General features: G+C 58.1%; 19 protein-coding genes and 2 pseudogenes. 11 read left to right on the forward strand and 10 right to left on the reverse strand.

Annotated features, from left to right (window positions below):
* Nucleotides 1-89: 89 nt before the first annotated feature.
* The 4 genes from AC245Y_RS17645 (at nucleotide 90) to AC245Y_RS17660 (ending at nucleotide 5,857) form a co-directional block, all read left to right on the forward strand.
* The gene (locus AC245Y_RS17645; protein WP_017995023.1) at nucleotides 90-1,856 is read left to right on the forward strand and encodes a polysaccharide biosynthesis tyrosine autokinase; all 1,767 of its coding nucleotides are present in this window, start codon (nucleotides 90-92) and stop codon (nucleotides 1,854-1,856) included.
* Entirely contained in the window at nucleotides 1,853-2,875 is a 1,023-nt protein-coding gene (locus tag AC245Y_RS17650; RefSeq protein WP_017995024.1) for a glycosyltransferase family 2 protein, read from the forward strand. Before AC245Y_RS17645 ends, AC245Y_RS17650 begins: the two co-directional genes overlap by 4 nt.
* A gap of 6 nt (nucleotides 2,876-2,881) precedes the next feature.
* A complete protein-coding gene (locus AC245Y_RS17655) occupies nucleotides 2,882-4,267 on the forward strand; it encodes a polysaccharide biosynthesis/export family protein (RefSeq protein WP_017995025.1) in 1,386 nt (461 codons plus the stop codon).
* Between the two features lie 123 nt (nucleotides 4,268-4,390).
* The gene (locus AC245Y_RS17660) at nucleotides 4,391-5,857 is read left to right on the forward strand and encodes a hypothetical protein (protein WP_017995026.1); all 1,467 of its coding nucleotides are present in this window, start codon (nucleotides 4,391-4,393) and stop codon (nucleotides 5,855-5,857) included.
* A 185-nt stretch (nucleotides 5,858-6,042) separates the two neighbouring features.
* Here the strand turns inward: AC245Y_RS17660 and AC245Y_RS17665 are convergent, their stop codons facing one another.
* Complete coding sequence (locus tag AC245Y_RS17665; protein WP_012758769.1) at nucleotides 6,043-6,342, reverse strand: hypothetical protein; 300 nt, start codon at nucleotides 6,340-6,342, stop codon at nucleotides 6,043-6,045.
* 308 nt (nucleotides 6,343-6,650) lie between these two features.
* Here AC245Y_RS17665 and AC245Y_RS17670 point away from each other — a divergent pair, with 308 nt between their 5' ends.
* Entirely contained in the window at nucleotides 6,651-7,562 is a 912-nt protein-coding gene (locus AC245Y_RS17670; RefSeq protein ID WP_012758770.1) for a glycosyltransferase family 8 protein, read from the forward strand.
* Nucleotides 7,563-7,694: 132 nt separating this feature from the next.
* On the forward strand, nucleotides 7,695-8,717 hold the full coding sequence (locus tag AC245Y_RS17675; RefSeq protein WP_012758772.1) for a glycosyltransferase family 2 protein: 1,023 nt from the start codon (nucleotides 7,695-7,697) through the stop codon (nucleotides 8,715-8,717).
* Nucleotides 8,718-8,898: 181 nt separating this feature from the next.
* On the opposite strand, the gene AC245Y_RS17680 is transcribed toward AC245Y_RS17675, so the two are convergent.
* On the reverse strand, nucleotides 8,899-9,648 hold the full coding sequence (locus AC245Y_RS17680; protein WP_012758773.1) for a Crp/Fnr family transcriptional regulator: 750 nt from the start codon (nucleotides 9,646-9,648) through the stop codon (nucleotides 8,899-8,901).
* Between the two features lie 452 nt (nucleotides 9,649-10,100).
* Between AC245Y_RS17680 and AC245Y_RS17685 the strand changes: the two genes are divergently transcribed.
* Nucleotides 10,101-10,757: a sugar transferase gene (locus AC245Y_RS17685; protein ID WP_012758774.1), complete on the forward strand. Its 657-nt coding sequence runs from the start codon at nucleotides 10,101-10,103 to the stop codon at nucleotides 10,755-10,757.
* Between the two features lie 150 nt (nucleotides 10,758-10,907).
* Here AC245Y_RS17685 and AC245Y_RS17690 read toward each other — a convergent pair whose 3' ends face one another.
* Both AC245Y_RS17690 and AC245Y_RS17695 read right to left on the reverse strand, forming a co-directional pair.
* Nucleotides 10,908-11,204 carry a hypothetical protein gene (locus AC245Y_RS17690; RefSeq protein ID WP_012758775.1) on the reverse strand — a complete coding sequence of 99 codons (297 nt, stop codon included), beginning with the start codon at nucleotides 11,202-11,204 and terminating at the stop codon, nucleotides 10,908-10,910.
* 592 nt (nucleotides 11,205-11,796) lie between these two features.
* Nucleotides 11,797-13,017, reverse strand: a complete 1,221-nt coding sequence (locus AC245Y_RS17695; RefSeq protein WP_017995029.1) for an acyltransferase family protein — start codon at nucleotides 13,015-13,017, stop codon at nucleotides 11,797-11,799.
* Between the two features lie 142 nt (nucleotides 13,018-13,159).
* Between AC245Y_RS17695 and AC245Y_RS17700 the strand changes: the two genes are divergently transcribed.
* The 3 genes from AC245Y_RS17700 (at nucleotide 13,160) to AC245Y_RS17710 (ending at nucleotide 19,777) form a co-directional block, all read left to right on the forward strand.
* Nucleotides 13,160-15,478 carry a membrane-bound PQQ-dependent dehydrogenase, glucose/quinate/shikimate family gene (locus AC245Y_RS17700; RefSeq protein WP_012758777.1) on the forward strand — a complete coding sequence of 773 codons (2,319 nt, stop codon included), beginning with the start codon at nucleotides 13,160-13,162 and terminating at the stop codon, nucleotides 15,476-15,478.
* A gap of 147 nt (nucleotides 15,479-15,625) precedes the next feature.
* Nucleotides 15,626-17,413, forward strand: a complete 1,788-nt coding sequence (locus AC245Y_RS17705; RefSeq protein ID WP_017995030.1) for an adenylate/guanylate cyclase domain-containing protein — start codon at nucleotides 15,626-15,628, stop codon at nucleotides 17,411-17,413.
* A gap of 192 nt (nucleotides 17,414-17,605) precedes the next feature.
* A complete protein-coding gene (locus AC245Y_RS17710) occupies nucleotides 17,606-19,777 on the forward strand; it encodes an adenylate/guanylate cyclase domain-containing protein (protein WP_012758779.1) in 2,172 nt (723 codons plus the stop codon).
* Nucleotides 19,778-19,783: 6 nt separating this feature from the next.
* On the opposite strand, the gene AC245Y_RS17715 is transcribed toward AC245Y_RS17710, so the two are convergent.
* The 3 genes and pseudogenes from AC245Y_RS17715 to AC245Y_RS17725 form a co-directional block, all read right to left on the reverse strand.
* A complete protein-coding gene (locus tag AC245Y_RS17715) occupies nucleotides 19,784-20,290 on the reverse strand; it encodes a YHS domain-containing (seleno)protein (RefSeq protein WP_012758780.1) in 507 nt (168 codons plus the stop codon).
* A gap of 13 nt (nucleotides 20,291-20,303) precedes the next feature.
* A complete protein-coding gene (locus AC245Y_RS17720; protein WP_012758781.1) occupies nucleotides 20,304-20,897 on the reverse strand; it encodes an ankyrin repeat domain-containing protein in 594 nt (197 codons plus the stop codon).
* Nucleotides 20,898-21,029: 132 nt separating this feature from the next.
* Nucleotides 21,030-21,347 (reverse strand): annotated as a pseudogene (locus AC245Y_RS17725) (FCD domain-containing protein); the annotation flags it as partial.
* Nucleotides 21,348-21,415: 68 nt separating this feature from the next.
* Here AC245Y_RS17725 and AC245Y_RS17730 point away from each other — a divergent pair.
* Nucleotides 21,416-22,605 (forward strand): IS3-like element ISRle4 family transposase gene (locus tag AC245Y_RS17730; RefSeq protein WP_085989693.1). Its coding sequence is split into 2 segments (ribosomal slippage): nucleotides 21,416-21,665 and nucleotides 21,665-22,605, totalling 1,191 coding nucleotides; the frame shifts between segments, so codons are not numbered across the junction.
* 22 nt (nucleotides 22,606-22,627) lie between these two features.
* On the opposite strand, the pseudogene AC245Y_RS17735 reads toward AC245Y_RS17730, so the two are convergent.
* The 3 genes and pseudogenes from AC245Y_RS17735 to AC245Y_RS17745 form a co-directional block, all read right to left on the reverse strand.
* Nucleotides 22,628-23,089 (reverse strand): annotated as a pseudogene (locus AC245Y_RS17735) (FadR/GntR family transcriptional regulator); the annotation flags it as partial.
* 195 nt (nucleotides 23,090-23,284) lie between these two features.
* Entirely contained in the window at nucleotides 23,285-24,271 is a 987-nt protein-coding gene (locus AC245Y_RS17740) for a substrate-binding domain-containing protein (RefSeq protein WP_012758783.1), read from the reverse strand.
* A 48-nt stretch (nucleotides 24,272-24,319) separates the two neighbouring features.
* Complete coding sequence (locus AC245Y_RS17745) at nucleotides 24,320-25,300, reverse strand: NAD-dependent epimerase/dehydratase family protein (RefSeq protein WP_017995034.1); 981 nt, start codon at nucleotides 25,298-25,300, stop codon at nucleotides 24,320-24,322.
* Between the last annotated feature and the right edge of the window lie 145 nt (nucleotides 25,301-25,445).

Genomic DNA, 25,445 nt, shown 5'->3' on the forward strand with positions numbered 1-25,445 from the left:
CCTGGAATCGGAAGACACGCTACTCCCCGTCCCTCCAAGCTGCCACTACCTGGTTACTCCGTGATTTCGCCATTTTGGATTAGGACGACATGACCTCAAGCACGATCTTCAGCGGTGTTTCTCCGATATCTCTGCCTGCCGCAGCCACCGGCGGGAATTCGCCGCTCACCTTGCGGGATATGCTCTTCTTTCTCAGAATGCGCTGGCTGTGGATTGCGGCGACGACTTTCGCTTTCCTTGTATTGGCAGGAAGCTACGTGCTGACCGCCGAACCGACCTTCGTTGCCAACACGCAACTTGTGATCTTCCCCCAGGTCAGCGGCTCCGAAGCACAGCGGGCTTTCGCGGAAGACGCGTTCATCGAGGGACAGTTGGAGATCGCCAAATCCAGCGATGTCGTCGGTGGAACGGTAACGGCACTTGGTCTCGATACCGATCCTGACTTTGTCGATCAGACGCCTTCGCTGCAGGTCAGGGCAAAGAACTGGTTGATGGGGGTTTCTTCCGAACCGGATACGGCATCGCAGGAAGCGGCGGGCACAGGACCGCGTGACACACAACCACAACAGCAGATCGAGGACGGGCGGATCCATGACCGGGCGATCGCCACGCTGCTGAACATGATGGGAGTACGCCGGATCGGGAGTTCGACGATCATCGAGATATCGGCTGCAGCATCGACCCCGCAGAAGGCCGTCGACATCGCCGACACGCTGGCCAGGCAGTATATCCAGAAGAATATCGCGATGAAGGCCAGTGCGTCCCGGCAATACAGCGAATGGCTGACCAGATTCGTCAGCGAGCAGCAGCGCGGATTGGCCGAAGCTGCCAGTGCCCTGGCCAGCTTCACCAGCAATCCGCGCGATCAGTTCAAGCTTGCCGAACTGCAGAGCGCGACTGACGCCCGCCGCACCCTCTATGAAAATACCTTGAATCAGCTGACCGAAGCCAAGCAGCGCATCACCTACCCGGTGTCGGATGCCACGATCGTCTCTCGGGCGACCCTGCCTCTTTCGAAAGCCAGACCACGCAGCACGCTCATCATCGCCTTTGCGGCGGCGGTTGGTCTTGGCGTCGGCTTCGCACTCGCCATGATAAGGCACGCCGGCGATCGCCGGATCGTCCGGCCCAATCAGATCGCGGATGCCGGTGGGCTGCCCTTTGTCACTTTGCTGGCGACATCGAGGACCCGCAATGATTATTCTGCGCGTTTCCTCGCCGCCGGTACCAGCAGCAGCGGCACGGTAGCCGCTTATCCTGTTATTCCGGGCATGGCGGAGCTGAGCGCCACGGTCGTTGGTCTTCGGCGCAAACGCCGAGTCGTTATTGGAATCGTCGCCGTCAATCCCGGCGGCGGGGCATCGACCATCGCATGCGAACTTGCGGTGCTCTCTTCGATATCAGGAGCGCAGACGCTGCTGATCGATGCGGCCGCACAGAAATCGTCGCTCAGCAAGTCGATCGCACCCCATAGTTCCACAGGCCTCATCGACGTTCTCGACAACGGCGAACTGATCCAGACGGCGGCATTGCCCCTCACCCCGACGCTGAAATTCCTACCCCTCGGCAAAGTCGAAGCGGTGACGCCCGCCATTCGCCTCAGTTCCCGCCGCACGCAGTTGAGTTTCGCCGACCTGAAAAAGGAGTTCGACGCCATATTCGTCGACATTTCCGCATTCTCCGCTTCGCCGGATGCCAATGCCATCGCGCCGGAACTGGACGGTGTCCTCGTGGTCACCTCGCACGGGCACACCTCGATCGACGATACCATGCACGTCATTGAGACCCTGCGGAATGTCGGCGCGGAGATCCTCGGCGCGGTCATCAACCATGCACCGAAAAGAATAGAGTCATGACTTCACCTTCGGCAGCAGCAACCAGGCAGGACAGCCCGATCGGACCGGCGCCTGTTCCTTGCGGCGCTAAAGCCGTGGCAGGCCACGCGCGCCGCCCATTGCGAATGGCGGTGGGAATTGCTTCGGCAGGCCGCCCCTCGATACTCAAGGAGACCGTCGATTATCTCACCGCCCTGCCGGACCAGGCCGAGCGGCTGATCGTCTGCGTGCCCGTGATCGACGACGCCGCCGGGCTCGCCGACCGCCTTGATGTGGAAGTCATCGTCGGCAGCCGTGGCCTGACCTCTCAGCGCAACAGGATCATCCAGGCCGCCGCCGCCGATACGGATGTTCTGATCTTCCTGGATGACGACTTCATTCCCGCCGCGACCTTCCTGTCACGTATGGCAGCTGTCTTTGCGGCAAACCCTGACGTGGCGATCGCCACCGGGGAAGTTCTGGCCGATGGCATCCTCGACGGCGGCCTCAGCATGTCAAACGCCCTGCAGGTTCTTGAAACTGCGGCCGAAGGGGCCGGGCATGTGACGGAAGTCTATAACGCCTACGGATGCAACATGGCGGTTCGCCTTTCACCCATTCTCGAGCACGCGCTGGCCTTCGATGAACAGCTGCCGCTCTACGGCTGGCTCGAGGATGTCGATTTCAGCCGGTCCATCGCCCGCTACGGCAGGTCCGTACGTGTCGAAGGCGCCCGCGGAGTGCATCTCGGCGTCAGATCCGGGCGCCAGCCCGGCCGAAGACTTGGCTATTCGCAGGTTGCCAATCCTGTCTACCTGATCCGGAAGGGCACAATGTCGAAGGGCCGTGCCATCGCACAGATCGGCCGTAACATCCTGGCGAATACGCGGGGCCTATTGTTCAATGATCGTTTGATCGACCGTTGGGGACGTTTGAACGGCAATTTGCTGGCGCTGTCCGATCTACTTATCGGGCGCGCCTCTCCGTCCCGCATTCTCGAATTCGGTAGTCCCTCGCCGCGCGAGATGCCTTCACCGTCGATAGCAACGAAACGGAGATAGCTGACAATGCAGCGCACATCCTGGTCCGACCGCTTTATCTCCGCCGCCCTTGCCTTGCTGGTATTTTCCTGCGTGACCGGCTGGAGCGTCGCCCATGCCGAAAACTATACCCTCGTGCCGGAAGATCAGGTGAGACTGCGGGTCGTCGAGTGGCGATCTTCGGATTCCCGGTATGCCAGCTGGGAAGCACTCGGCGGGACATATACAGTCGATGATGCCGGCAATCTGGCGATTCCGATCGCTGGCCAGGTGCAGGCGATCGGGAAGACGACGGAACAGGTTTCCGATGCGATCGCCACCGCGCTCGCCGAAAAGGCCGAACTGCCGGGAAAGCCGTTCATCGCCGTGGAAATTGCCCAGCATGCGCCGATCTTCGTGACCGGGACCGTGCAGACCCCCGGGCGCTATGCTTTTGAGGCCGATATGACGGTCATGAAGGCCGTCAGCATCGCCGGCGGCTTCCTTCGCGACCGCGAGGAGAATACCATCTTCGAGCGCGACCGGATCCAGGCTGCCGGCGCCTATCGAACGGCCATTCTCAACCGGCGCGATCTTCTGATGCGCCAAGCGCGATTGCGCGCCGAGATCGCCGGCGAACAAAATTTCGATATCCCTGCCGAACTCGCCGGAACACCCGATGTAGGCAAGCTGAAGGCGCAGGAATTGAACCTGATGCGGCTTCGACGTGTCGATATTGAAAGCCAGATCGATGCAGCGAGCGACCTCACCCGTCTCTACGGCCAGCAGGTCCAGTCGCTGGAGGCCAAGATCAATTCGCAAAAGCGGCAGATCGAACTCGCGCAAAAGGAACTGGATAATGTCAACAGCCTGGTGAGCAAAGGCCTGGTCAGTAATTCCCGTCAGGTCTCGGTCGACCGCGGCGTTGCGGATGCACAAGGCACCCTGATCGATCTCGAGGTCGCCTTGACCACGGCTCGCCAGGGACTCAGCGAAGCCGATCGCTCGAAGATCAATATCGTCAACCGGCAGAACAGCGACAACCAGGAGCTGCTCAACCAGGTCAATCTCGCGATCGGCAGGGCGGCAATCGACATTCAGGTGGCTCAGCTTCTCGGCGAACAGGCTGGCTACAGCGCTCAACTCGCACAGATGAACATGGACACGCCGGGTCTTGGCAGAGCGCAGAAGAACTACAGGATCGTGCGTCGCAACGACGATGGCACTTATCGCAATATCGAGGCGGACGAGACAACCAGCTTGCGGCCGCATGATGTCGTCGAAATCGGCATTAATACGGACCTTCAGACGCCGTCGCCTCCGCTGCAGTTGCAGTCCGCGCCGCAGCAGCAAAGCTCGACCGTCCCGCTGTCTGATGTAGCAGGCGATAATCAGGCGGCTCCCGGCTGGATATCCCAGACGGGATCGAATTAGGGGGCGGTTGTGACCATCGACGACAGCTGGCGACTACCGCCTCAAGCAGCGCCCCGAAAGGCGGATGCCGGTTTTCGGCAAACCCGATGCCTCCGCCGCTCCGTCCGGATCGGGATCTGAAGCATGTCGATAGAACCGATCGGTTTCATCGTTCTGCTGCTTGGCCTGCTCAGCATGGTCAACGGCGCGCGTTTTGCGATCACGACCCTTTGCCTGTCGACGCTCTTCGGAGCGGCAGCGGCTCTGCAATTGCCCGCGCTCGGCGGCAGCAGCATCCAGCCAAGCCATCTTCTCGTGCTTTTTCTCGTCGTGGCCGCCCTGTTGCGCCCGGCTCAAACACAGGCGACGCTCGCCAGCATGGCCTATCCGGGTCCCGGCTTCTGGTTTGCCGCCTATATCCTGTTTTCCGTGGCATCATCTTTCTTTTTGCCGCGCATCTTTGCAGGCGCGACCCTCGTCTACTCCTCTGCAAGAGACGCCACGGGCATGATGTCGACGGTGGCCGCTCCCCTGTCGCCGGGTTCGTCCAATCTCAGCCAGTCCGTCTATCTGCTCGGCGACCTCGCCTGCTTTGCCGTCGTCTCGGGGCTTGCAAGGCTCGGCTATGCCCGTTTCATCGCACTGCAGTTAATCGTCGCCTCGATCGCATGTTTTACCCTGGCGTTGATTGATATCGGAACATTCCTGACCGACCAGTCCTACCTGCTCGATGTCATCAGGAATGCGAATTATACGATGCATACGGCCGAGACGATCAGTGGCTTCAAACGCATCGTCGGTCCGTTCCCTGAAGCAAGCACTTATGGCGCGGTCGCATTGGCCTATTTTTCCTTCACGCTCATGCTTTGGCTGGAGCGCGTCCAAAGCCGTATGGCCGGGCTTGCGACGCTTTTCATTGGTCCGACGATCATCCTCTGCACATCGACAACCGCCTATATCGCCGGCATTTCCGTGGTCTGCATGTTCGTTCTGTTTTGCCTGAAACGACTGATCAGCGGCCCAGCCAAGACCCCGCATGTGACTTTCCTGGTGATCACGCTGTTCTTGATTCCCTGCGGGATCGCCGCGCTAAGCCTTGTCCCCGATGCCTGGGATTCCATAGCCGGCCTGGTCAACACCACCTTGTCGGACAAGCTTCAATCGCAATCCGGCGAAGAGCGCACTGCCTGGAACACGCTGGCATTGATCGCATTCGTCGATACCGCCACCTTCGGCGCCGGGCTCGGCACGGTTCGAGCCTCGAGCTTCATCGCTGCATTGCTCTCCAATGTCGGATTGACCGGCACTCTTCTCTTCGCCGCCTTCCTGTATAGCCTTGTGAGAGCCTCCGGCCGGCATAGGTCAGGCGATCGGGAGATGCACGCGATCGGAAACGCTGCGGTTATGGCATCCATCGCGCAGGTCGCCTCGGCGGCGATATCGGGGAGCGGCACGGATCTCGGCTTGCTGTTCAGCACCACGGCAGGCCTGGCGGCCGGCTGCCTGGCAACCAATACATCCCCCCGGCGCGCGACCCGATCGCTCGCAAATCGAACCCCGCTGGAGACATCGACATCTCTGATGAGAGCGCCGATGTTTTCAACACGATGACGCCCGCTTTGGAACTCCGCCACGGCGCGGGATGGCAATCTCGTCGAGCCATCGACGTGCCCGCATTGGGCCGAAGCCGGTCGGCCGCACCGCATCTTTCAAGGATCGCCTGTAAAAGCAGTCCATCGAACAAGCGCCGTCGGAGGTCAGTCGCAGAAGGCTATGCTGTAGATTTTATGCCGACATCAGCCTTGCGGGCGCTCGCTGGTGGTCGCGACGCTATCTGCAACGGAATTGTTTTCGCGCAGCTTGGCACTGCGCCGCAGAAGCCCCGACAGGAACACACCTGCCAGATAGCCGATTTCCATGATTACGAGGATAGCGATACCGGAGAGCATGGCCGCGATCACGGACGACCCGCCGGCAAAAGCCACGCCGCCGAAGCCGATTGCCACCAGGATTGCAAAAATCGCGAAAGCCCAGGCGCGGATGGACGCCCCGGCAGCGATCGAAATCACGGCTGCCCCGAGTGTGGTGATCAACATCACAATCCCCCTTCCCTCCGCATTCCGACAAGGGTTCCGGCACCACTCGCCGTACCGCGAAACAACATGTCGAAACATAGCCTTATGACAGGCAAGGCACTCTTCATGGTGAATATCTCAACAATGAAACATACAAAAGCCGCCAACAGCCAGACACCGATTCAGCACCAGCGCACTGGATACTGGCCTATATATACCGAACAGGGCCTTCATATGACAGACCCGTCGGCTCAATTCACAACTGGTCCCTCGCCTCGCAAAGACAATACCGATTCACTTGTATTGCGCACAATCGGAAAGGTGATGACATGAACAACCAGTGCGTCGTCTACGTCACGGATGTCGAGTATTCATTTCCAACCATTCTCTCGGCGCTTCAGGCTCGCAAATTCGCAAGCCCTGCGACCGACGTCTGCGTTCTGATGTCGGAACATCTCGACAATTTCGAAGAGCTGAAAGCCCTGCTCGCAAGGAGTGGGGTCATATTGACCGATGCGACCGAAGCGCTGCAGGACTCGCTCGGCAAGCTCGACAGTTCGCATTTCCAGGGACGCATCAGCGTCAGCACGATGGCCAAGCTGGTCCTTTGCGAGATACTGCCTTCCAACTATACCCAGATCATCTACCTGGATGGGGATACCCAGATCGTCAGCGATCTCGGTGCGTTCGAAAGCGCCACTGTGCCCGAGGGCAGGTTTTTCGCGGCGCGCGATTACACGGCGATCCATGACTTCCTCGACACCGGAAAGGACAGCCACTATTTCAACGCAGGCGTCCTGAAATTTCATCGAAACGGCTGGATCGGGCAGGAGGCTCTCGAGCTTTTCGCTAGAAATCCCGAGGCGTGCGAGGGCAAACATGATCAGGGTGCATTGAATTATGTCTGCGGTTCATCGCTCATCCTGGTATCCAACCGCTGGAACTTTCCCAAACAGTTCCTTCATCTGGTGAACATGTCCTCCTTGTCGATCGTCCATTATATGGCGCATCCGAAGCCGTGGCATGGAACCTTCTTTCCATGGACCGATAAAGAAAGCCAGGTCTACGTCGACCTGCGCAAAGCGCATCCGATTTACAACTCGCTGTATCGCGGAATAAGCTTCGACCGTAAGATGCTGTATAAATACAGGTCGATACGGGCACGCATCGAACACGCGATTGAGAAAGACGGACCCCACCCGCGGGTCCAAGGCCTGTTGGTCGGCGACTACGCAGTATGATGATGTATGGTTGGTCCGACCTGAATGTCCGCGTGACTGAACTCAGCGTCGCCGGTCGAGCCGTGGATTTGCAGACGGAAGCGCAAGTATTCATCCATTCATTCCAGGAATGGATAATGTTCAGGACAGAATATGAGTTATAGGGCTTCCGCCGCCAGTATCTCACATTACGTGAAAGCCCGCCTGCGCCGGTCGCTCAAGGCTCGGCAGGTTCGCTATGACCTGCTGCGCAGCGGGCTCAAGCAGGCGCGCCACGTCGTCATCTGCGTCATCCGCGACGAAGGGCACCGGCTGGCCTTCTTCCTGCAGTATTATCGTGATCTCGGCTTCGAGCACTTCATCTGCATCGATAACGGCTCGACCGACGGCACGGCCGAGTTGCTGTCCAGCTTCGACGATGTCTCCCTTCTTTCGGCTCATGGTTCCTACAAGGCGGCGAGGTTCGGAAACGACTGGATCAACGAAGTCATCAACCGCCACTGCCGGGAGAAGTGGGTCCTGTATGTCGATGCAGACGAGTTCCTGGTCTATCCGCATTGCGACACACGGCCGATCGATCAATTGACTTCCTACATGGATTCCATGGGCGGCCATTCCCTCCGCTCGGTCATGATCGACATGTACAGCCCGCATCCCGTTCTCGAAAACATATGCGAACCCGGTCGCAACCCGCTCGAGGTCTGCAATCTCTTCGACCGCTCCGGCTATGTGGCGCATTTCGACAAACACAACTGGACGATATGGATCAAGGGCGGCGTTCGCGGGCGCGTCTATTTCCACGACCGCCTCTGGGACGGCCCCGCGCTCAACAAGATACCACTCGTCTATGTGGCGGGTGAACGTCTGTTTCTCAAGTCATCGCACCAGGTCTGGCCGCTCTCCCTGAATTTGGGCGACATGCGCGGAGCGCTCGGCGTATCCGGCGCCCTTCTGCATTTCAAGTTCCTGTCAACCTTCGTGCACAAGGTCGCCGATGCGGCACACCGGTCCCAACATACGGAAGAATATACCGTATACTCCTCAGGCAAGGACATGGATGACTTCGTCTACGACGATACTGGCACCTACAGAAGCTGGAAGGACCTGTCCGATCGCGGGCTCATACAGGGTGAAGGCTGGAAATACTGGAGGAATGCTTCCGAGAGCGACGTCTAAGTATGCCGCGCCAAAATGCGCAGCGATTTTGGGACGCCGTGCATGAAGACAAGCGCCAACCTGATCATTCAGCCTGCTCCGCCTGTCCATCAACTCGCACTGTCATCAAACACAAAACCCGCCGGCGGCGGGTTCTGTCGAGGCTTTCTGCCATTCCGTCTTTTTTTGTCGCGGCGACGCCTCAGGCGAGACCCGCCCCCTCGGCATAAGCCTCCAGCGCCTTCCGATTGAGAATACGGATTTTGCCCTGTGTCCCGTCGACCACTTTGCTCTCGCGCAAGCGCCGCAGGCATTGGTTGACCTTTTCACGCGACGCCGGCAGTGTCGCGGCCAGCTCATGCTGGGAGATGATCAGCTCGTCGCCGCTATTTTGCGCATCCATTCTGTAGAGGGCAGAAAGACGCAGCAGCGTTCGGGCAAGTCTCTGCCTTAGACTCGATCCGGCATTGGAAATGATCCGCAGTTCGAGTTCGGAAACACGTGCCAGCGCCTTCGACAGGATCTTCACCTGAAATTGCGGATCGTTCGCACACAGGTCCCGCAGCAACCGACCGTCGAAGTAATGCAGTTCGCAATCCGACGAGGCCCGATATTCCAGGCTGAGAGACTGCTTGCGGAGCACCTCCAATTCGCCGATCAAGCCGCCTTTCGGAACGATTTCCACGATGAACTCTCGTCCATCGGCAAGCGGGGTGCTTGCGCTCACCATTCCGCGCTGTACGCGGGCGAACATGTCAAGGACAACGCCGGCGCCGGCAATAATCTCACCGCGGCGAAACTTTCGAACACTCGAGCGGTAAAACGGGAACTCGTGATCCAAATCCGCCCGGCCGTCGTAAACAATACCTACAGGCCCGCAAGTAACCGCTTCGCTTGTTCGCGCTGCGTTTCCTCTAGCTCTGTTATCTCTGGTGCTGATCGCCCCGTCCATACGCACAACTCCACGCAGACTAAATAACATATTATCTGGAGCGACATTCGTAATAGGTTAGCTTAGAAAGTCAAACAATAATAAAATAAAAACTTCGTGTTAAAACTATACATTATCATGAATAATCCTCATATTTATATATCATAAAATTCATATTGAATTCTATCGCAGACAATTCTTTGAGGCTGCATGACAATTTTTATACAATTTATGACAATCGCCTATCCGAAGGACACATCCACTAAGTACAACAACAACACCGAATTTTAAAATAAAACTAAATAACATTTCCGAATATAGCCAAAAGCAAAGGTAATATTTTTAATATACATAATAATTTCTTTAGAGTATAAAGAATTTATTCATGATTATGACCTTGGTCACAGACTTCAACCTTGCATTAAAACAAAGCTTTGGCTGTGATTTCTGGAATTCGTCTAACGGAGACGCGGGTGGCGGGAAAAAATCAGGGCATCAACCCAACCGGACCTTGGCGGGATTTCGCCAGGGCTCGACAGGAAAGGCGTCCATTCAATTCGTCACAACCCCGTCTAATCAGCAGAATTCTGAAGCGCGCATTGGACATTATCATTGCGGCAAGTTTCTTATTCTTTCTGTCGCCGCTCCTTCTGTCGGCGGCGGTCATCGTCGCGCTAAGTGATTGGGGCCCTGTTTTCAATTCTCATCGCAAGATCGGTTATAAGGGAAAAGAGTTTGGTTGCCTCAAGTTTCGGACGACAGGGTCCGACGCAACGACCGACACGCACGTCACGGTCGTCGGCGATATTTTGAGGCGGTCGAGCCTCGACAAGCTTCCGCAATTGGTCAACGTGTTGCTGGGTCAAATGAGCCTCGTCGGGCCTCGCGCCATTACCAAGGAAGAGCTGCAGCGTTACGGTGAACATGCCTATGCCTACATGGCCGTTCGTCCCGGCCTGACTGGCCATTGGCAAACCAGCGGGCACAACGACGTCAACTATCGGAACGGAATTTCCCTCGACGTTGAATACTTGTCCAAATGGACGCTCGCGCTGGATTTCGTGATCATGGCAAAAACGCTGTCGGCGCTGCTTTCCCGGCACGCCTTGCTGCCCAAAGTCGATTCCTAAGGCATGTCGCATAAAACTATGTTGCGGTTTTGCGATAAAGATATACGCAAAACCAGAGACCAAGGCGTGGCAAGCGAATCTAAAAGATCGCGGCGCGCTTTACACCTGACATATAGCGCAACCGAGAATTCTGCCGCCTCGGTCATGTCATTACCCATGAGGACGCTTGCCTGTGAGATGGGAGCGCTCAGTAATGGCGTTCCTTTTCCGGCGCTTCTGAATATGCCACAAGGAGAAAGCGAATAGACCCGCCAGATAGCATATCTCCATCAATACAAGCACTTCGACGCAAGAAACGACCGCCTCCGCCAAGGAGGAACCTTTCAGCAGGATCACGCCGCCCAAGGACGTGACCACCAGAAATGCAAAGATTGCAAAGGCCGAGGCGCGAATGGTTGCTCCGGCGGCGATAGAGACGGCAACCACGACGAGCGTGCTCTTCAGCATTATTCTGATCCTCTCTTCACACCTCCTTCAAGTCACCGTCAGCCCTCGATGACATGACAAAACCCGAAGTCGAAACGAAGTCCGATCAAAGTATTTTATCTATTGCGGTTAAAATATTGCTAACTTCAGTCCAGCAAATCGACGGAACAGCGCCGGAGAATATTCGACTATTCATCCAGTGGGGCCGTTCTCCCGATTAAATCCAAGAAATCCTTGGATATTGCCCTCAGAAAGATTTAGCTCTCGGGGGTTTATACGGGAGCCAGCAACGCAGATCCCGGCGTTCTCTCGCCGAACTGAACGTTCATTTGTCGATTCTGAAAAGATGAATTTGGCCATAGGCTTACGCTCGAGCGCATATGCGCTGGCAACGATCGGGCTTACGCTCGTCCGGCAAGCGTGACATCGACGGCATCAGGGTTGCGCAGCAGCCTATGGAAAACTCGGCCGCTACGATGGACCGGATATTTATCTGAGGTGATCGGCACGCAACAACGAAACAAGGCCCGCCGCTATAGCGAGCCCTGCTGATGTCCTTGCCGGTTCAGCACCTGCGATGGAATTGCCGGCATCGAGGCCGGTATCGACAAACCTATTTCGAGACCGCGCCGGCCAGTTGCCGTTTTACGCCGCGTTGGAGACTGAGGTTTTCCAGCCAGGTAACTTGTTTCCTCAATTTCAACGCCGGCTTTTCGATAAATCTCCACGAGAAGGCGGCAAAGCAAGCGGCAACAATGCTGCAGACGATGCCGTTCAACCACCAGTTATTCGCCCAGGGGCCGAGCGCCACGAACGCCTGTTGGATCGGATAGCCATAGAGGAAGACGCCGTAGGAGTAGTCGGCCCCACGCAGGACGCCAAGCTTGCGGGGCGAGGTAAGACCAAGGAAGACCGTGACATACCCCATGGCCGGAATGGCAATGAAGTCCCCAAAGGAGGTGAACCAGTAGGCCCACAATATCATTGCCACAGAGGCGAGGAAAATTCGGATATCCCAAAGAACCTTGCCCTTGTAGAGATAGAAGGTCACCCCCACAAGAAAAGCACAAATGAGCAGATTGCCAGACGCGGTCGTCGGCATAGTAGCCCAATCGCTTTCATGTTTCCAATATCTTGCAATACCGAAGGCTATGATCAAAGCCGGCGTGGCGATAAGGGCAATCACCCGCCGCCTGACCACACCGAGCAGGAAGAGAACGGCGATCACGGCATAGCACTCAAGCTCGAAAGGCACCGTCCAGAGCTGGCCGTTCACCATTGCGGCGTCAGGATTATCCAGGAATACCCCGGGGAGATTGAAGTGAATGTGCCCTGTGACATTCATCAGATATGTAAAGAACTGAGGATCGGTGAAATAGTCACGCAGGTCATACTCAGTGTAGATCGCTCCGAGTATAAAGGCAGCCAACAATACCTCTACCGCGAGAGCGGGGTAGATCCGGATAAATCGATTACCGAGAAAGGAGATCAATGTCTTCGATCGTTCAAGACTGCCGGCCACCAGGAAACCGCTCAGGACAAAGAACATGGGCAGCACTGATTTGATAAAAGGACGGAATGGCGACTCCCAAAGAAACAGGTCATCGCCATAAGTGACGCGGGCCGTGTGTATCCAAAGCACTGAAAAGGCTAACAGTAATCGCATATAGTCGAATCCTGTCGGTCGCCCGTTCGCTAGATCAAGCTTTTCGCCGAGAACCATCTGTGCCCCTTTCAGAAGTATTGACTCGATTTGGAATGGCAAGCCGTTGCCGCAGAGCGGCGGCGGCATCATTGCCGGGTCGGGGCCGCGTGTCAGTGACCACAGGTACATCAGGTAAAAATTGAACGAGAGAGCAGCCCTCTCCCGAAGACGCGTCTCTGACCATCAACCCATGGCCCTGTGCTTCCCGAGGGCCATGCGACGGTCGGAGTTGGAATCCAGGTGATCGGGCGGCGGATTGGATGAGGAGACTATGAAATTTCTGGCCACCCTGTTCTGTATTGTTCTAGCCCTTATCGGATTGGCGCTGATCGGCGGCGGCGCCTGGCTGCTGCGCCTCGGCGGCTCGCCCTATTACGCCATCATCGGGCTTGCCTATCTGGTTGCCGCGCTTCTGCTGTGGCGCCGGAAGACGGCAGGCGGGCTCATCGTCCTGCTGGTCGCCGTTTTCACCCTTCCCTGGGCGCTATGGGAGTCGGGTCTCAATTTCTGGGCGCTGTTTGCCCGCTTGATGTCCCCCATCGCGCTGGCGGGCTTTGCCCTTCTCTTTGCACCATCGCTTTCCCCGGCCGCCAACCGGAAGCTCTTTTATGGCGGCGCCTTGGTGACCGCTCTCATCTTTGTCGCGGGTTTCGGTCTCAGCTTCGTGCCGCATGGGATCATCCGCCCCTCCGCCGACATCACCGCCTATAAAACCGCCAAGGGCGACAACTCTCCCTCCGACTGGCCATCCTATGGCCGCTCCACGGCAGGAGATCGTTATTCCCCATTCGATCAGATCAACCGCGGCAATGTTTCCAAGCTCGATCTCGCCTGGACATATCGCACCGGAAAAGGCGATGGCGCCGATCAGAACACGCCTCTGCAGATCGGCGATACGGTCTACACTTGCACGCCGACAGATGTGATCGCAGCGCTCGATGCAGATACCGGCAAACCCCGCTGGGCTTTCGATCCCAAGGCGACGGCGCCTTATTGGCAACGCTGCCGCGGCCTCGGTTACTACAAGATGCCGACGGAAGCCCAGTCCGCCGATGGTCTTTGCAATGAGCGCCTGGTGCAGACGACGATCGATGCCCGTCTCCTGGAGATCGACAGCAGGACCGGCACGCCCTGCAAGGACTTCGGAGTCAATGGCACCGTGCAGCTTTCCCAGGGCATGGGCGAAGTCAAGACGGGCTATTATTTCCAGACATCGGCGCCGCTGATTGCCCGCAACCTGATCGTCGTCGGAGGCTGGGTCACGGACAATCAGGAGGTCGGCGAACCCTCTGGCGTCATTCGTGCGTTCAACGTCGTCACCGGCGAGCTTGAATGGGCATGGGATCTCGGCAACCCGGAGATCACCAAACTCCCGCCGAAGGGCCAGACTTACACGCGGGCCACGCCCAACATGTGGACGACGGCCGCATTCGACGACAAGCTTGGCCTTATCTATGCACCGCTCGGCAATACCACGCCGGATTATTACGGCGTCAATCGCCCTGCCTTCGCCGATCAATACAATGCGACATTGGTGGCACTCGATGTGACGACGGGTCGGGAAAAATGGAAATTCCAGACCGTGCATCACGACATCTGGGACTATGATCTGCCCGCTCAACCGATCCTGATCGACCTGCCTGACGGCAATGGCGCCACCATGCCTGCTCTGCTGCAGACCACCAAACGCGGGCAGCTTTTTCTCCTCGACCGCCGAACCGGTACGCCGCTTGCCGAAGTTCAGGAGAAGCCGGTGCCGCAGCAAGGCGGCGTGCCGGAAGAGAAACTCTCCCCAACGCAGCCCTACTCCGTCGGCATGCCGACAATCGGTGCGGAGCGCGTGACGGAGCAGACGGCCTGGGGCCTGACGATGTTCGATCAGCTGGCATGTCGCATCGCCTTCCGCAAGATGCGCTATGACGGCGACTTCACCCCGATCGGCACGCAATATGCGATCCAGCAGCCGGGAAATCTGGGTGGCCTCAATTGGGGAAGCGTATCGGTCGATCTGCCCAACAACAGGGTCTTCATGAACGATATCCGCGTCCCCAGTCTCTTCGCACTCATCCCACGCGAGGAGTATGTCGACTTTGCCCTCACCACGACCGCGCACGGCCCCTCCGCCCCCCAGCGCGGTACGCCTTACGCCATGGCCACCGAGATGTGGACATCGAGGCTCCGCGTTCCCTGCACGCAACCGCCCTTCGGCACCGTCACTGCAGTGGATCTGAAGACGCGCAAGATCGCGTGGCAGGTTCCTGCCGGTACAGCCGAAGAACTCGGGCCGTTCAAGATCAAAACCAAACTGCCTATGCCGATGGGCCTGCCGAGCTACGCCGGCACGTCTGCGACCGCCGGCGGCGTCGTCTTCTTCGCTGGCTTCCAGGACTATTATATCCGTGCCTATGATGCCGAGAACGGTGCCGAGCTCTGGAGATACCCCCTGCCGGTCGGCTCGAGCGCAACGCCCATGACCTACGTCTCACCGAAAACAGGCAAGCAATATGTCCTGATATCGGTTGGCGGCGCACCCTATTCGAAAGACGTCGGCGACTACGTCCTTGCCTTCTCTCTAAAAGACGGAGCTTAGCCACAGATATCGCATAAGGTTCACCGACTATCTTCAAGTCTAAGCAACCGGCCACCGGACCGCTTCTTAGCGAAGGCAATCGGATTTGGCGGCGTTGTCGGTCACACTGTGTTACTTTGATCCGACGAGGAATTGGGACTTACGAACGTGACGCGAAAACTGGCGGCGATCCTGGTCGCAGATGTGGTCGGCTACAGCCGCCTCGCCGGTGCGGACGAGGATCGCATCCTGGCGCGGTTGAGAACGCTGCGCAGCGACCTGGTCGATCCAACAATTGCCGTGCACAATGGCCGGGTCGTCAAGCGAACGGGAGACGGAAGCCTCATCGAGTTTCGCAGCGTCGTCGACGCCGTGCGTTGCGCGATCGAAGTGCAGACCGCCATGGTCGAGCGCAATATCGGCGTGCCGTCAGAGCATCGCATCGAGTTCCGGGTCGGGATCCATCTGGGAGATGTGGTCGAGGAAAACGACGGCGACTTGATGGGCGACGGCGTCAACATCGCCGCGCGGTTGGAAGGAATTGCCAAGCCCGGCGCCATCTGTCTTTCCGAAGATGCCTACCGCCAGGTGAAAGCGCGGCTTGATCTTGCCGTCACCGATCTCGGTAAAATTGAGCTCAAGAATATCGCTGAACCGATGCAGGTCTATTCACTTCAGATCGGAACTCCGGAGCCGAACTCGGCACGACAGGTGCGGCCCGCAATCGAAATGCCGTCGGCTCCGGCCGTTCCCGACAAGCCGTCCATCGCCGTACTGGCGTTCAACAACATGAGCGGCGATGCCGAACAAGAGTATTTTTCCGACGGTATCAGCGAGGACATCATCACCGATCTCTCCAAGCTGTCCGAACTGCACGTCATCGCCCGCAACTCATCCTTCGTCTACAAGAATGTAACGGCCTCCGTGCCTGCCATGGCCAAGGCGCTCGGCGTCCGCTATGTCCTCGAAGGCAGCGTCCGCAAGGCCGGCAACCGCGTGCGTGTCACCGCCCAATTGATCGACGCCAGCAATGGCGGACATATCTGGGCCAGCCGGTTCGATCGCGACCTCACCGACATTTTCGCGGTTCAGGATGAGCTCACGCAGGAGATCGTGGCCGCGCTCAGGCTGAACCTCACGCATGGTGACCAAGACCGATTAGCCCAAGGGCGCGCACTCAATGTCGACGCTTACGAGTTGTTGTTACGTGGCCGCGAGCAGGCGTCGTCCCACACCCGAACCGGAAACAGAGCCGCCCGCAGCCTGGCGGCCGACGCCATTGCCGTCGATCCGCAATATGCGGCCGCCCAGGCCCTCATTTCCTTCACCCACGTGCTAGACTACGTCAACGCCTGGAGCACCGATCCGGAAGGCTCGCTGCGGATCGGGATGGATCTCGCGCAGAAGGCCGTGGAGATGGCCGAGGAACAGCCCAACGGCCGCTTCGCACTGGGCATGGCTTGCATGTGGAACCGGGAACTGGACCGGGCGCAGGCGGAGGTGCAGCAGGGCCTCGCGCTACAGCCCAACTCCGCCGAGCTCCTGTTGCTGATGGCCCATATCCAGATATTCTCCGGCGATCCCGCCGGCGCCCTGGAAACACTCGATGCATCGATGCGGCTCGATCCGCACCATCCGGAAATTCTCTTCCAATTTCGCGCCGATGCGCACTTTTCTCTCGGCGAGTATGAACAAGCGATTGCAGCCATCGAGCAGCGGCTCCAACAAAACTCTCAGTCGGAGACCGCCTACGCCCTGCTTGCCTCATGCTATGGGCACCTCGACCGGCCGGAGGAGAGCCGGCAGGCCTGGGAAAAGGCACTCAGGATCAATCCTGATTTTTCTGTCGAGCGCCGCCGGCGGGTCCTTCCATTTCGAAACCCCGAGGACTTTGACCGCCGCGTGGAAGGACTTCGTAAGGCAGGACTTACCGGTTCAGATCTTGGTCTATGTTGAGGGGAACTGCTGTCGAGCCGATACGGCGAACAGCACATGTTATGGCGGACGCGCGACAAGCCTCAGGTCACGCCCTCTCCACGGGAGCATGTGACCCGCGAACGTGATGCCACTTCGGGCAACTGTAATGGCAACGGCACGGCACCTGCTGTAAGATATCGGTAAGGGATCGGACACCCGGAAAGAGCTGATATGGAGCGCCGCCTTGCAGCAGTCCTGATTGCGGATGTGGTCGGTTATAGCCGCCTGAGCGAGATCGACGAAGAGGGAACGCGTATCCGCTTCCACACCGACCTCCACGAACTCTTCGAACCGAAGATCGCCACGCATCACGGCCGCCTGATTAAGACCATGGGCGACGGGATTCTGGTTGAGTTCCACAGCGTGGTGGATGCTTTGCGCTGCGCCGTCAAAATCCAGCAACAAAAGGCGGAACGCAATGCGGCCCTGCGGCCCGAGCAGCGAATGCTTTTCCGCATCGGCGTCAATCTCGGCGATGTCATCGTCGAAGGAGAGGACATTCATGGAGACGGCGTCAACATAGCGGCGCGCCTGGAGAGCCTTGCCCAGCCCGGCGGGATTTGCATATCCGGCACCGCATTCGATCACACGGTACACAAGGCTGATGTCGGCTTCTCGGCTCTTGGTGAGCAGCGACTGAAGAACATAGCCGATCCCGTTCGCGTCTATCGTGTTCTGTTAGATCCCTCCGAGGCAGGCAAGGTCGTCGCCTCCCGTCGGCCGCGCCGCCGGGCGGTCGTCCTAGCCACACTTGCAGCACTGTTGATTGCGGCCACTGCGATTGTCCTCGCATGGCAATGGCCATTTGTGCCCCAACGTCCATCTGTCGCGGTGCTTCCTTTCGCCAATTTGAGTAGCGACGCCGGCCAGGATTATTTCACCGATGGCATTACAGACAGCCTGATTGCCGATCTGACCATGCTTTCGGACCTTGACGTCATCGGTCATAATTCGGTGTTTGCATACAAAGGCAAGCCTCTCGTTTTGGCCGACATCGGACGCGATCTCGGCGTGCGTTTTATCGTTGAGGGCAGCGTGCAACGGATAGGCGATCAAATCCGCGTCAATGCACAGCTGAGCGATGCCGCAAGCGGTGACCACTTGTGGGCTAACCGATTTAATCGCGCCGCGGCAGATGTCATGGCTGTGCAGGATGAGCTCAGCCGGCAGATTGCCGAAGCGCTCGGCCTGAAACTCACTCAATCCGAGGCGGAACGGATTACCCGTCCGCCGACCGCCAATCTCGAGGCATACGACTACTACCTTCGTGCTGAGCAGGCGACGCGCACCGGCCGCCGTTCCCGGCTGCTCGAGGCACTGGCGCTCTTTGACAAGGCGGAGGCGCTCGACCCCGGTTTTGCAGAGGCCTTCGCGGCCGACGCGCATGCGACCGCTTATGTCTGGCGAAGCGCGTACGACGACGTTCTGCAGAGCGCGTTGGCGCGAAAAAGAGCCTACGAGAAGGCAAGCCGCGCGCTGGCTCTCGACCCGGTTCTATCATCGCCATACGCTGTTCTTGCCGTCATGCAAGTCGTCGACCGCCGCTACGAGCAGGCGGTCGCCTCGGCGCAGCAGGCAGTATCGCTTGGGCCTGCCGATGCCGAAGCTCATATGGCGTTGGCATACGTTCAACTGTTCTCCGGAAATCATGCCGAAGCCGGCGCGGCCGTCGAGACGGCGCTCAGGCACGATCCGAACCTCTCCGCCATCAACCGATATACGGCCGGCCTGGTGTTTTATTTGCAGCGCGACTACACGAAGGCCATCGACAGCTTCGAACGCGCGCGCGATGGTTCTCCGGGAAATGGCGATTTCGTTACCCCACTCGCTATGGCCTATGCCCGTGCCGGTCGCCTCGATGACGCTCGTGCAACTGTCGCCGAAGGAATTCGCTTTGTGGCTGGACGCGATTCCCTGGCGGGCTGGCGTATCAGCAATGCCCATTTCCGCAACGAGCAGGATTTGGTGTTTATCCTCGATGCCCTGCGCGAGGCCGGCCTGCCGGAATGGCCGTTCGGTTTCAAGGGCAATGAGCAGGATCGGCTGCACGGTGAAGAAATCGCAAGCACCGTCATCGGTAAACTCCTCCGGGGCAAGACCGAGCCCTCAGGAAGCCCTGCACTCATGCAAATCGAACGCGACGGCAAGGCGGCCTTCCGCTCGGCGACGCAGATGATCACCGGAACGGTTTTCGTCAATGGCGACATGCTTTGCGAGCAGAGTGAAAACGCATTTGGACGAGCCGATTGCGGCCCGGTCTACAGACCTGCAAACTCGCCCGCAGAAACCAGCTATGCTTACGTGAACTCCACCAAGGTCTTCTATTTTTCGCCCGTCAAATAGCCGCGGTCAGTGATACTGATCCCGTTCGAGATCGGCGGCGACCTTCGGCCAGTTGCTGTCGGCTTTCGGCACTGCCTCGGCCACATGAGCGGCAAACCCCTCGGCTGATCCCTTGTCGTAGATTAGGTAAAGCTTGCCGTCGATGATCTTGAACGCTTCCGGATCGACGTTGATCGTCACCGACCCCAGAGCCACCTCGCCCGCGCAGTAACCGCCATACTGAGGCGCATATTTGATCGGCTCGCTGATGAACATTTCGCGGTGTTTGGCATTGGCGAAAAGCCACGGCGTCCCCAGCCATTCGTGGGAGAATTCCTCGGAGCCTTTCACCGCTTTGCCTTCGGTGAAATAGGCGACGGGGTCGTATCCCATGATCGCCACGCCGCCGAAGTAGCCCGTGTTTACCGAGTCGTCGGCGAAAGCCCGCGATCCACCGACAGCTGCCAAAGCCAGAAGGATCACCGCCATAGAATGCCCAATTCCTCGCGCACCGCTTATGGTCCCCGCATACATCTGCGCCTCCTATTCAATCATGAATTTCCATGCACTTCGCGTATTCTTTTTCGCCAATGCGGCTGGCCGGAGGGCAAGGCGCGCCATGCCGCTTGAAAAGCCGCACGATGTCGGTGTTGCCCTTCCAGATCGCTCGCGTGATTGGCGTGTAGCCATGAACCTCCGCATGACCGACGTCAGCCCCCTCAGCGAGAAGAAACGTGGCGAGAGCGACGTGGTTTTCCTCACCGGCGACCATCAGCGGCGTCACACCCGCTTTGTTGGCCGCATCGTCGAGCGTCGCGCCGTGGTGGAGAAGCAGTTTGCTGATCGGCAAGCTGCCGGAAAAGGCCGCGGCATGAAGCGGCGTAAAGCCGCCTGAATTCCGAGCCATGACGTCGGCGCCTTTGCCGATCAGCAATTCAGCTATGGGAAGCTGGGCTCCGAGCGCGGCGTTAATGAGAGGTGTTGCCTGATCGCGTGTCCGGCTGTCGACATCGGCACCGGTAGCCAGAACCTGCTCGACGACGGCGGTGTTGCCGGTGGCAACGGCATCGAACAAGGGGCTCCCCGCAGCGGCCACCGTCGCTGTGAAAATCAACGTCACCGATGCAAGCAGCCCACGCATGGCTCAGCCCCCGAAGGTTGCCAAGGAAAATAGCACAAGCCGCGGGTTTTGGGTAGGCATCGAGGACCGTAGCAGCTTGAATTCCCCTGCATCAAGCTATCGGCAACGCGCCAGCCGGACAGGATGCAAAATCTATCGTGACCACCGGGCTATGATGTCGTCGGTATTTGCCAACGCCTTGCGGACTGCATTGCGCGCCATGTTCGGCCGCTGCAGTCGAATGTTTTTCTCAATATTTTCGTGAAGTTTCAGCGCGTACCGCAAGTTGTCTTCCTCCCGCGTTACATGGGCGAAGAGGTGGTTCAGCGCCGATTCGATCAATACGCCGAGCGGTACCAACAGATCATTTCCCGAGGCGCGCAAGATCGCGATGTGAAATCGCGTATCGGATTCCGTCCGCTGCTGGAGCGATGTCGCCTGATCCATGTCATGCAGGGCCTGACTGATCGCGGTTGACCTTGCCCCGTTGAAATAATCCATTTTGAAGTAAGCTCTGGCCCATTTGAGAGGACCAGAGGATGAAGCGCAATCGTTTCACAGACGAACAGATCATCGGCATATTGAAGGAGCACGAGGCAGGCACGCCGGTCTCGGAGCTTTGCCGCAAGCATGGCGTCAGCGATGCCAGCATCTATAAATGGAAGGCCAAGTTCGGCGGCATGGAGGTGTCCGAGGCCAAGCGGCTGAAGACGCTTGAGGACGAGAACACGAAGCTGAAGCGGCTTCTGGCGGATGCGATGCTCGACAATGCTGCCTTGAAAGACCTTCTGGGAAAGAAGTGGTGACGCCCGCGGCCAAGCGGAAAGCTGTCGCGCATCTGATGAGCCATCATGAGATGAGCGAACGGCGGGCGTGTAAAGCCATTGGTTTTTGCCGAATGACGGTCCGTTACGAGACCAGGCGCGACGATGATCATGAGCTTCGCGAGCGAATGAAGGCGTTGGCGCATGAACGTCGCCGCTTCGGATATCGACGCATTCATGTGCTGCTCCGGCGCGAGGGACACCTTGTGAACCACAAGAGGCTCTTCCGGCTCTATCGGGAGGAGAAACTGACGGTGCGCAAGCGCGGCGGTCGCAAGCGAGCGATAGGCACGCGAGCGCCGATGCTGGTGCCGATGGTGGCCAATGATCGTTGGTCGCTAGACTTCGTGTCGGATCAGTTCACCGATGGGCGCAGGTTGCGGATTCTGACCGTCGTCGATGATTGCACGAGGGAGTGCCTGGCGCTCGTCTCCGATACATCGCTTTCCGGTCTTCGCGTCGCACGGGAGCTTGACCGGATTATCGAGGAGCGCGGCAAGCCGAGGATGATCGTCAGCGACAACGGCAGCGAGTTCACCAGCAACGCGATCCTGCAATGGGCGGACCGGACCAAAGTTGACTGGCATTACATTGCGCCTGGCAAGCCTATCCAGAACGCTTTTATCGAAAGCTTCAACGGGCGGCTGCGAGACGAGTTCTTGAATGAAACTCTGTTCTCGTCGCTTGCTCACGCCCGGTCCGCGCTTTCAAACTGGCGTAGCGATTACAACGATCAACGCCCGCATTCAGGCCTTGGCTGGCTGACACCGGCCGAATTCGCTCAGACACTCAACCCGCGACGTGATGCGGTGCTGCGCAGCCGAAATGGCTCCGCACCGCAACCCGCCGCTACCGAACCAACAACAGCAACCAAAAACCGCTGGAGCGAACTCAAAACTGGATAAAACTTGGGGGCAAGGTCACGGTCATCTGCTCCTCAGTTCGGCGCTCCGCAGCAAGCGCAGTCGCTTCCGGCTCGATCATATGCCTGAGTTCTTGCACGGCCCTCAGAAAGGATTCGCGATCAGGAGATGCCGCATACCAGCCCAAGACATCTCGATCCAGCAGGTTCCAACGTTCCTTGGGTTCGACCCAACTGCCGATTTTCGGGCGGGAAGAAAGCAGGCCCTTGGCCATCAGCATTTTGATCGCTTCGCGCACCGCCGATCGGCTGACGTCAAAGACTTCCGACCATTTTGCCTCATTTGGCAGGATTGTGCCCGGCGGATAGTCGCCGCGCACGATCCGCAGACCGATCTCGCCTGCCAAAGACACATGAACACTCGCCCCAGTCATGCGGGGAGAATTTGGGCGCCTTGTGGTGGTCGAGCGGTCAACCATCTCCACCTCGACCGTAGCCGTTGGCTTTCCCGATTTTTTGTCAGGCATTTATTTCTACTGCCTCAGCATTCTTTCGACTGTCTGCACGTATGATCAAAACAATCGTAATAACGAGGAAGTCGCCTGCGATTGACGCCGGCACAAAGCGCGGAATTCAGGGCGCGTCAAGCCCAGCGGATCTCTCGATCCGTCTCGTGGGGCAGTTCGGCGCACCCTTGAACCGGGTGCGCCAAACCGTGAAACCTACTTTTGAATGCAGGTATCGACTGTATCCTTCGTGCACTCATCGAGCCCGGTGAAGACCGGATCTTCAACCGGCTTGCCGGCAATCAGATCCATCATCACCGACGGTGCCTTGTAGCCCATCTCGAATGGCCGCTGGCCGACGAGCGCTGTCACCAGCCCTTCCTTCGCAATGGCGACCTCGTCGCCGATCGTATCGGCGGCACCAATGACGAAATCGTTGCTGGCGATCTTGTCGGCCAGCGGCTTGAACAGGTCGCGATAGGGTTGCGGTGCACCGAACAATGGCCAGCCACCCATAATGCCGAATGCGTCCAAGTCGGGATTGGCCGCCAGGATATCGGTCATTGCCTGAACGCCCTTGGCACCGTCGTCATTGGTGAACACCGGGCAACCGGCGACCTCGGTCCAGCCACCCTCGCCTTTCAGCTCGGTCAAGCCTTTCTGGCCAGTAAGCGTGTCGCGCATTCCTTGTGCGCGGCGTAGAATATTGTCCGCTCCTGGATTGCCTTCGATGGTGCAGATCTTGCCGCCCTTCGGCTTGCCCTTCTTGATGTATTCGCCGATGCGGGCGCCCATCAGATAGTTGTCGGTGCCGAGATAGGTCTTGCGCAAGGCTGCATCCTCGGCGGCAAGATCGGCATCGAGCGTCATCACCGGAACCGTCGGATTGGCCGTCTTCAGGGTCTGGGCGATCAGCTTTGCATTTGACGGCGAGATTGCGATGGCAGCCGTGTCCGCCTTGCCCAACATATCCTGAACGATCTGCGCTTCGCCGGCTTCATCGGATGTCGATGCCGGACCGGTGTAGAAGCATTCGTATTCCGCCGTGGGGTTCTCCTTGTTCCATTTCTGGCAACCTTGATTGATTGCTTCGAAGAACGGATTGTCGAGGCCTTTGACGACGATGACGAGTTGCTTCTTGGCCAAGGCCTGCCCGGCGGTCAGTGCTAAAACTGCGGCTGTAAGTAGTAATGCCTTCCTCATAGTTTCCTCCCTTGAAACAGACGGACACCGCGTGCCCGCCACACGAAATCAACCCGGATACCAGACGATGCGAGGCTCCTCCTTCGAACGCTCGTATTGCCAGGCCGAGTCGATAAGCATTTCGAGATCGTAGTTTGGCTGCCAATCCAGCAGGTATTTGGCCTTGCTGTTGTCCATCCAATTCGAATGGAAGCGGCTCGGTATGTCGACAGAGCCGAGATTGCGCGTGCGCAAGAGATAGGCGGCGACTTCAGCATAGTCGACGGGTCGATCCATGCAGATATTAAAGAGCTGCCGCTCCGCCCGGGGGTTGTCGATCGCTGCCAATATTGCCGACACAAGGTCGTCGACATGGACGAAATTGCGTTTCAGTGCACGTCCGTCGGCATCCAAGAGCAGCGGCACCGTACCCATCGCCGCATAGCGTCGTGCCGCGTCTTCAGGAACGAGCGTCTTCCAGTCCGGACCGCCAAAGACGTCGTCTCCAAAAGACAGCGAATACTTGAAATCGTCCTTTTCCATGATCCAGGGGGCGCGCAGACAACAGCCATTGAGGCCATACTGAATGCCAAACTGCTCCAGCATCACCTCTTCCAGGACTTTGGACAGCGCATAGCTTCCCGGATAGGCACAATGGCGAGCGTTCTCGGTGATCGGGCCGTCGTGGCGATAGTGGAAATGTCCCACACCCGCATCACCACCGATCAGGATGAACTGGCGTGCCGTGACGCTCGCACGGAACTCCTCGAGCAGCCAAAAGAGACCTTTGACCGTGACATCCATGATGTCTTCAGGCGTTTCCTTGCATGTGGCGAGATGCACGACATGGGTAACGTCATCCAGCGCCTTTGCCACGACATCGCGATCGGCGATCGAGCCTTGGAAGACCTCGACACGGTCGGTCGCCTCGTACAAACGATTATGACAAAGCGCACGAATACGGGCTTTGGAAAATCTCGGATCGTCAAGCAGCCCAGCAATGAAGCGCCGCCCGACCTTGCCCGTCGCACCGGTCACAAGGATCAGCATGCTCTTTCTCCCCCATTGATAGCTAATATCCGGGCGCCACTTTCGTCAAATGATATTTGTCTGACAAAACAGATTTTTGCGACAATAAGGTCAATAGCCGGGACAATGAGTTGACGCTGTCACAGGGTTTTGCGTAAATGCTCCC

The sequence above is a fragment of the Rhizobium sp. SRDI943 genome, from assembly GCF_057653695.1.

What these genes read in the sequence shown, in the direction of transcription:
- AC245Y_RS17645 (WP_017995023.1), top strand. Translation starts at nt 90, where the DNA reads ATGACCTCAAGCACGATCTTCAGCGGTGTTTCTCCGATATCTCTGCCT.
- AC245Y_RS17650 (WP_017995024.1), top strand. Translation starts at nt 1,853, where the DNA reads ATGACTTCACCTTCGGCAGCAGCAACCAGGCAGGACAGCCCGATCGGA.
- AC245Y_RS17655 (WP_017995025.1), top strand. Translation starts at nt 2,882, where the DNA reads ATGCAGCGCACATCCTGGTCCGACCGCTTTATCTCCGCCGCCCTTGCC.
- AC245Y_RS17660 (WP_017995026.1), top strand. Translation starts at nt 4,391, where the DNA reads ATGTCGATAGAACCGATCGGTTTCATCGTTCTGCTGCTTGGCCTGCTC.
- AC245Y_RS17665 (WP_012758769.1), bottom strand. Translation starts at nt 6,342, where the DNA reads ATGTTGATCACCACACTCGGGGCAGCCGTGATTTCGATCGCTGCCGGG.
- AC245Y_RS17670 (WP_012758770.1), top strand. Translation starts at nt 6,651, where the DNA reads ATGAACAACCAGTGCGTCGTCTACGTCACGGATGTCGAGTATTCATTT.
- AC245Y_RS17675 (WP_012758772.1), top strand. Translation starts at nt 7,695, where the DNA reads ATGAGTTATAGGGCTTCCGCCGCCAGTATCTCACATTACGTGAAAGCC.
- AC245Y_RS17680 (WP_012758773.1), bottom strand. Translation starts at nt 9,648, where the DNA reads ATGGACGGGGCGATCAGCACCAGAGATAACAGAGCTAGAGGAAACGCA.
- AC245Y_RS17690 (WP_012758775.1), bottom strand. Translation starts at nt 11,204, where the DNA reads ATGCTGAAGAGCACGCTCGTCGTGGTTGCCGTCTCTATCGCCGCCGGA.
- AC245Y_RS17695 (WP_017995029.1), bottom strand. Translation starts at nt 13,017, where the DNA reads ATGTACCTGTGGTCACTGACACGCGGCCCCGACCCGGCAATGATGCCG.
- AC245Y_RS17700 (WP_012758777.1), top strand. Translation starts at nt 13,160, where the DNA reads ATGAAATTTCTGGCCACCCTGTTCTGTATTGTTCTAGCCCTTATCGGA.
- AC245Y_RS17710 (WP_012758779.1), top strand. Translation starts at nt 17,606, where the DNA reads ATGGAGCGCCGCCTTGCAGCAGTCCTGATTGCGGATGTGGTCGGTTAT.
- AC245Y_RS17715 (WP_012758780.1), bottom strand. Translation starts at nt 20,290, where the DNA reads ATGTATGCGGGGACCATAAGCGGTGCGCGAGGAATTGGGCATTCTATG.
- AC245Y_RS17720 (WP_012758781.1), bottom strand. Translation starts at nt 20,897, where the DNA reads ATGCGTGGGCTGCTTGCATCGGTGACGTTGATTTTCACAGCGACGGTG.
- AC245Y_RS17740 (WP_012758783.1), bottom strand. Translation starts at nt 24,271, where the DNA reads ATGAGGAAGGCATTACTACTTACAGCCGCAGTTTTAGCACTGACCGCC.
- AC245Y_RS17745 (WP_017995034.1), bottom strand. Translation starts at nt 25,300, where the DNA reads ATGCTGATCCTTGTGACCGGTGCGACGGGCAAGGTCGGGCGGCGCTTC.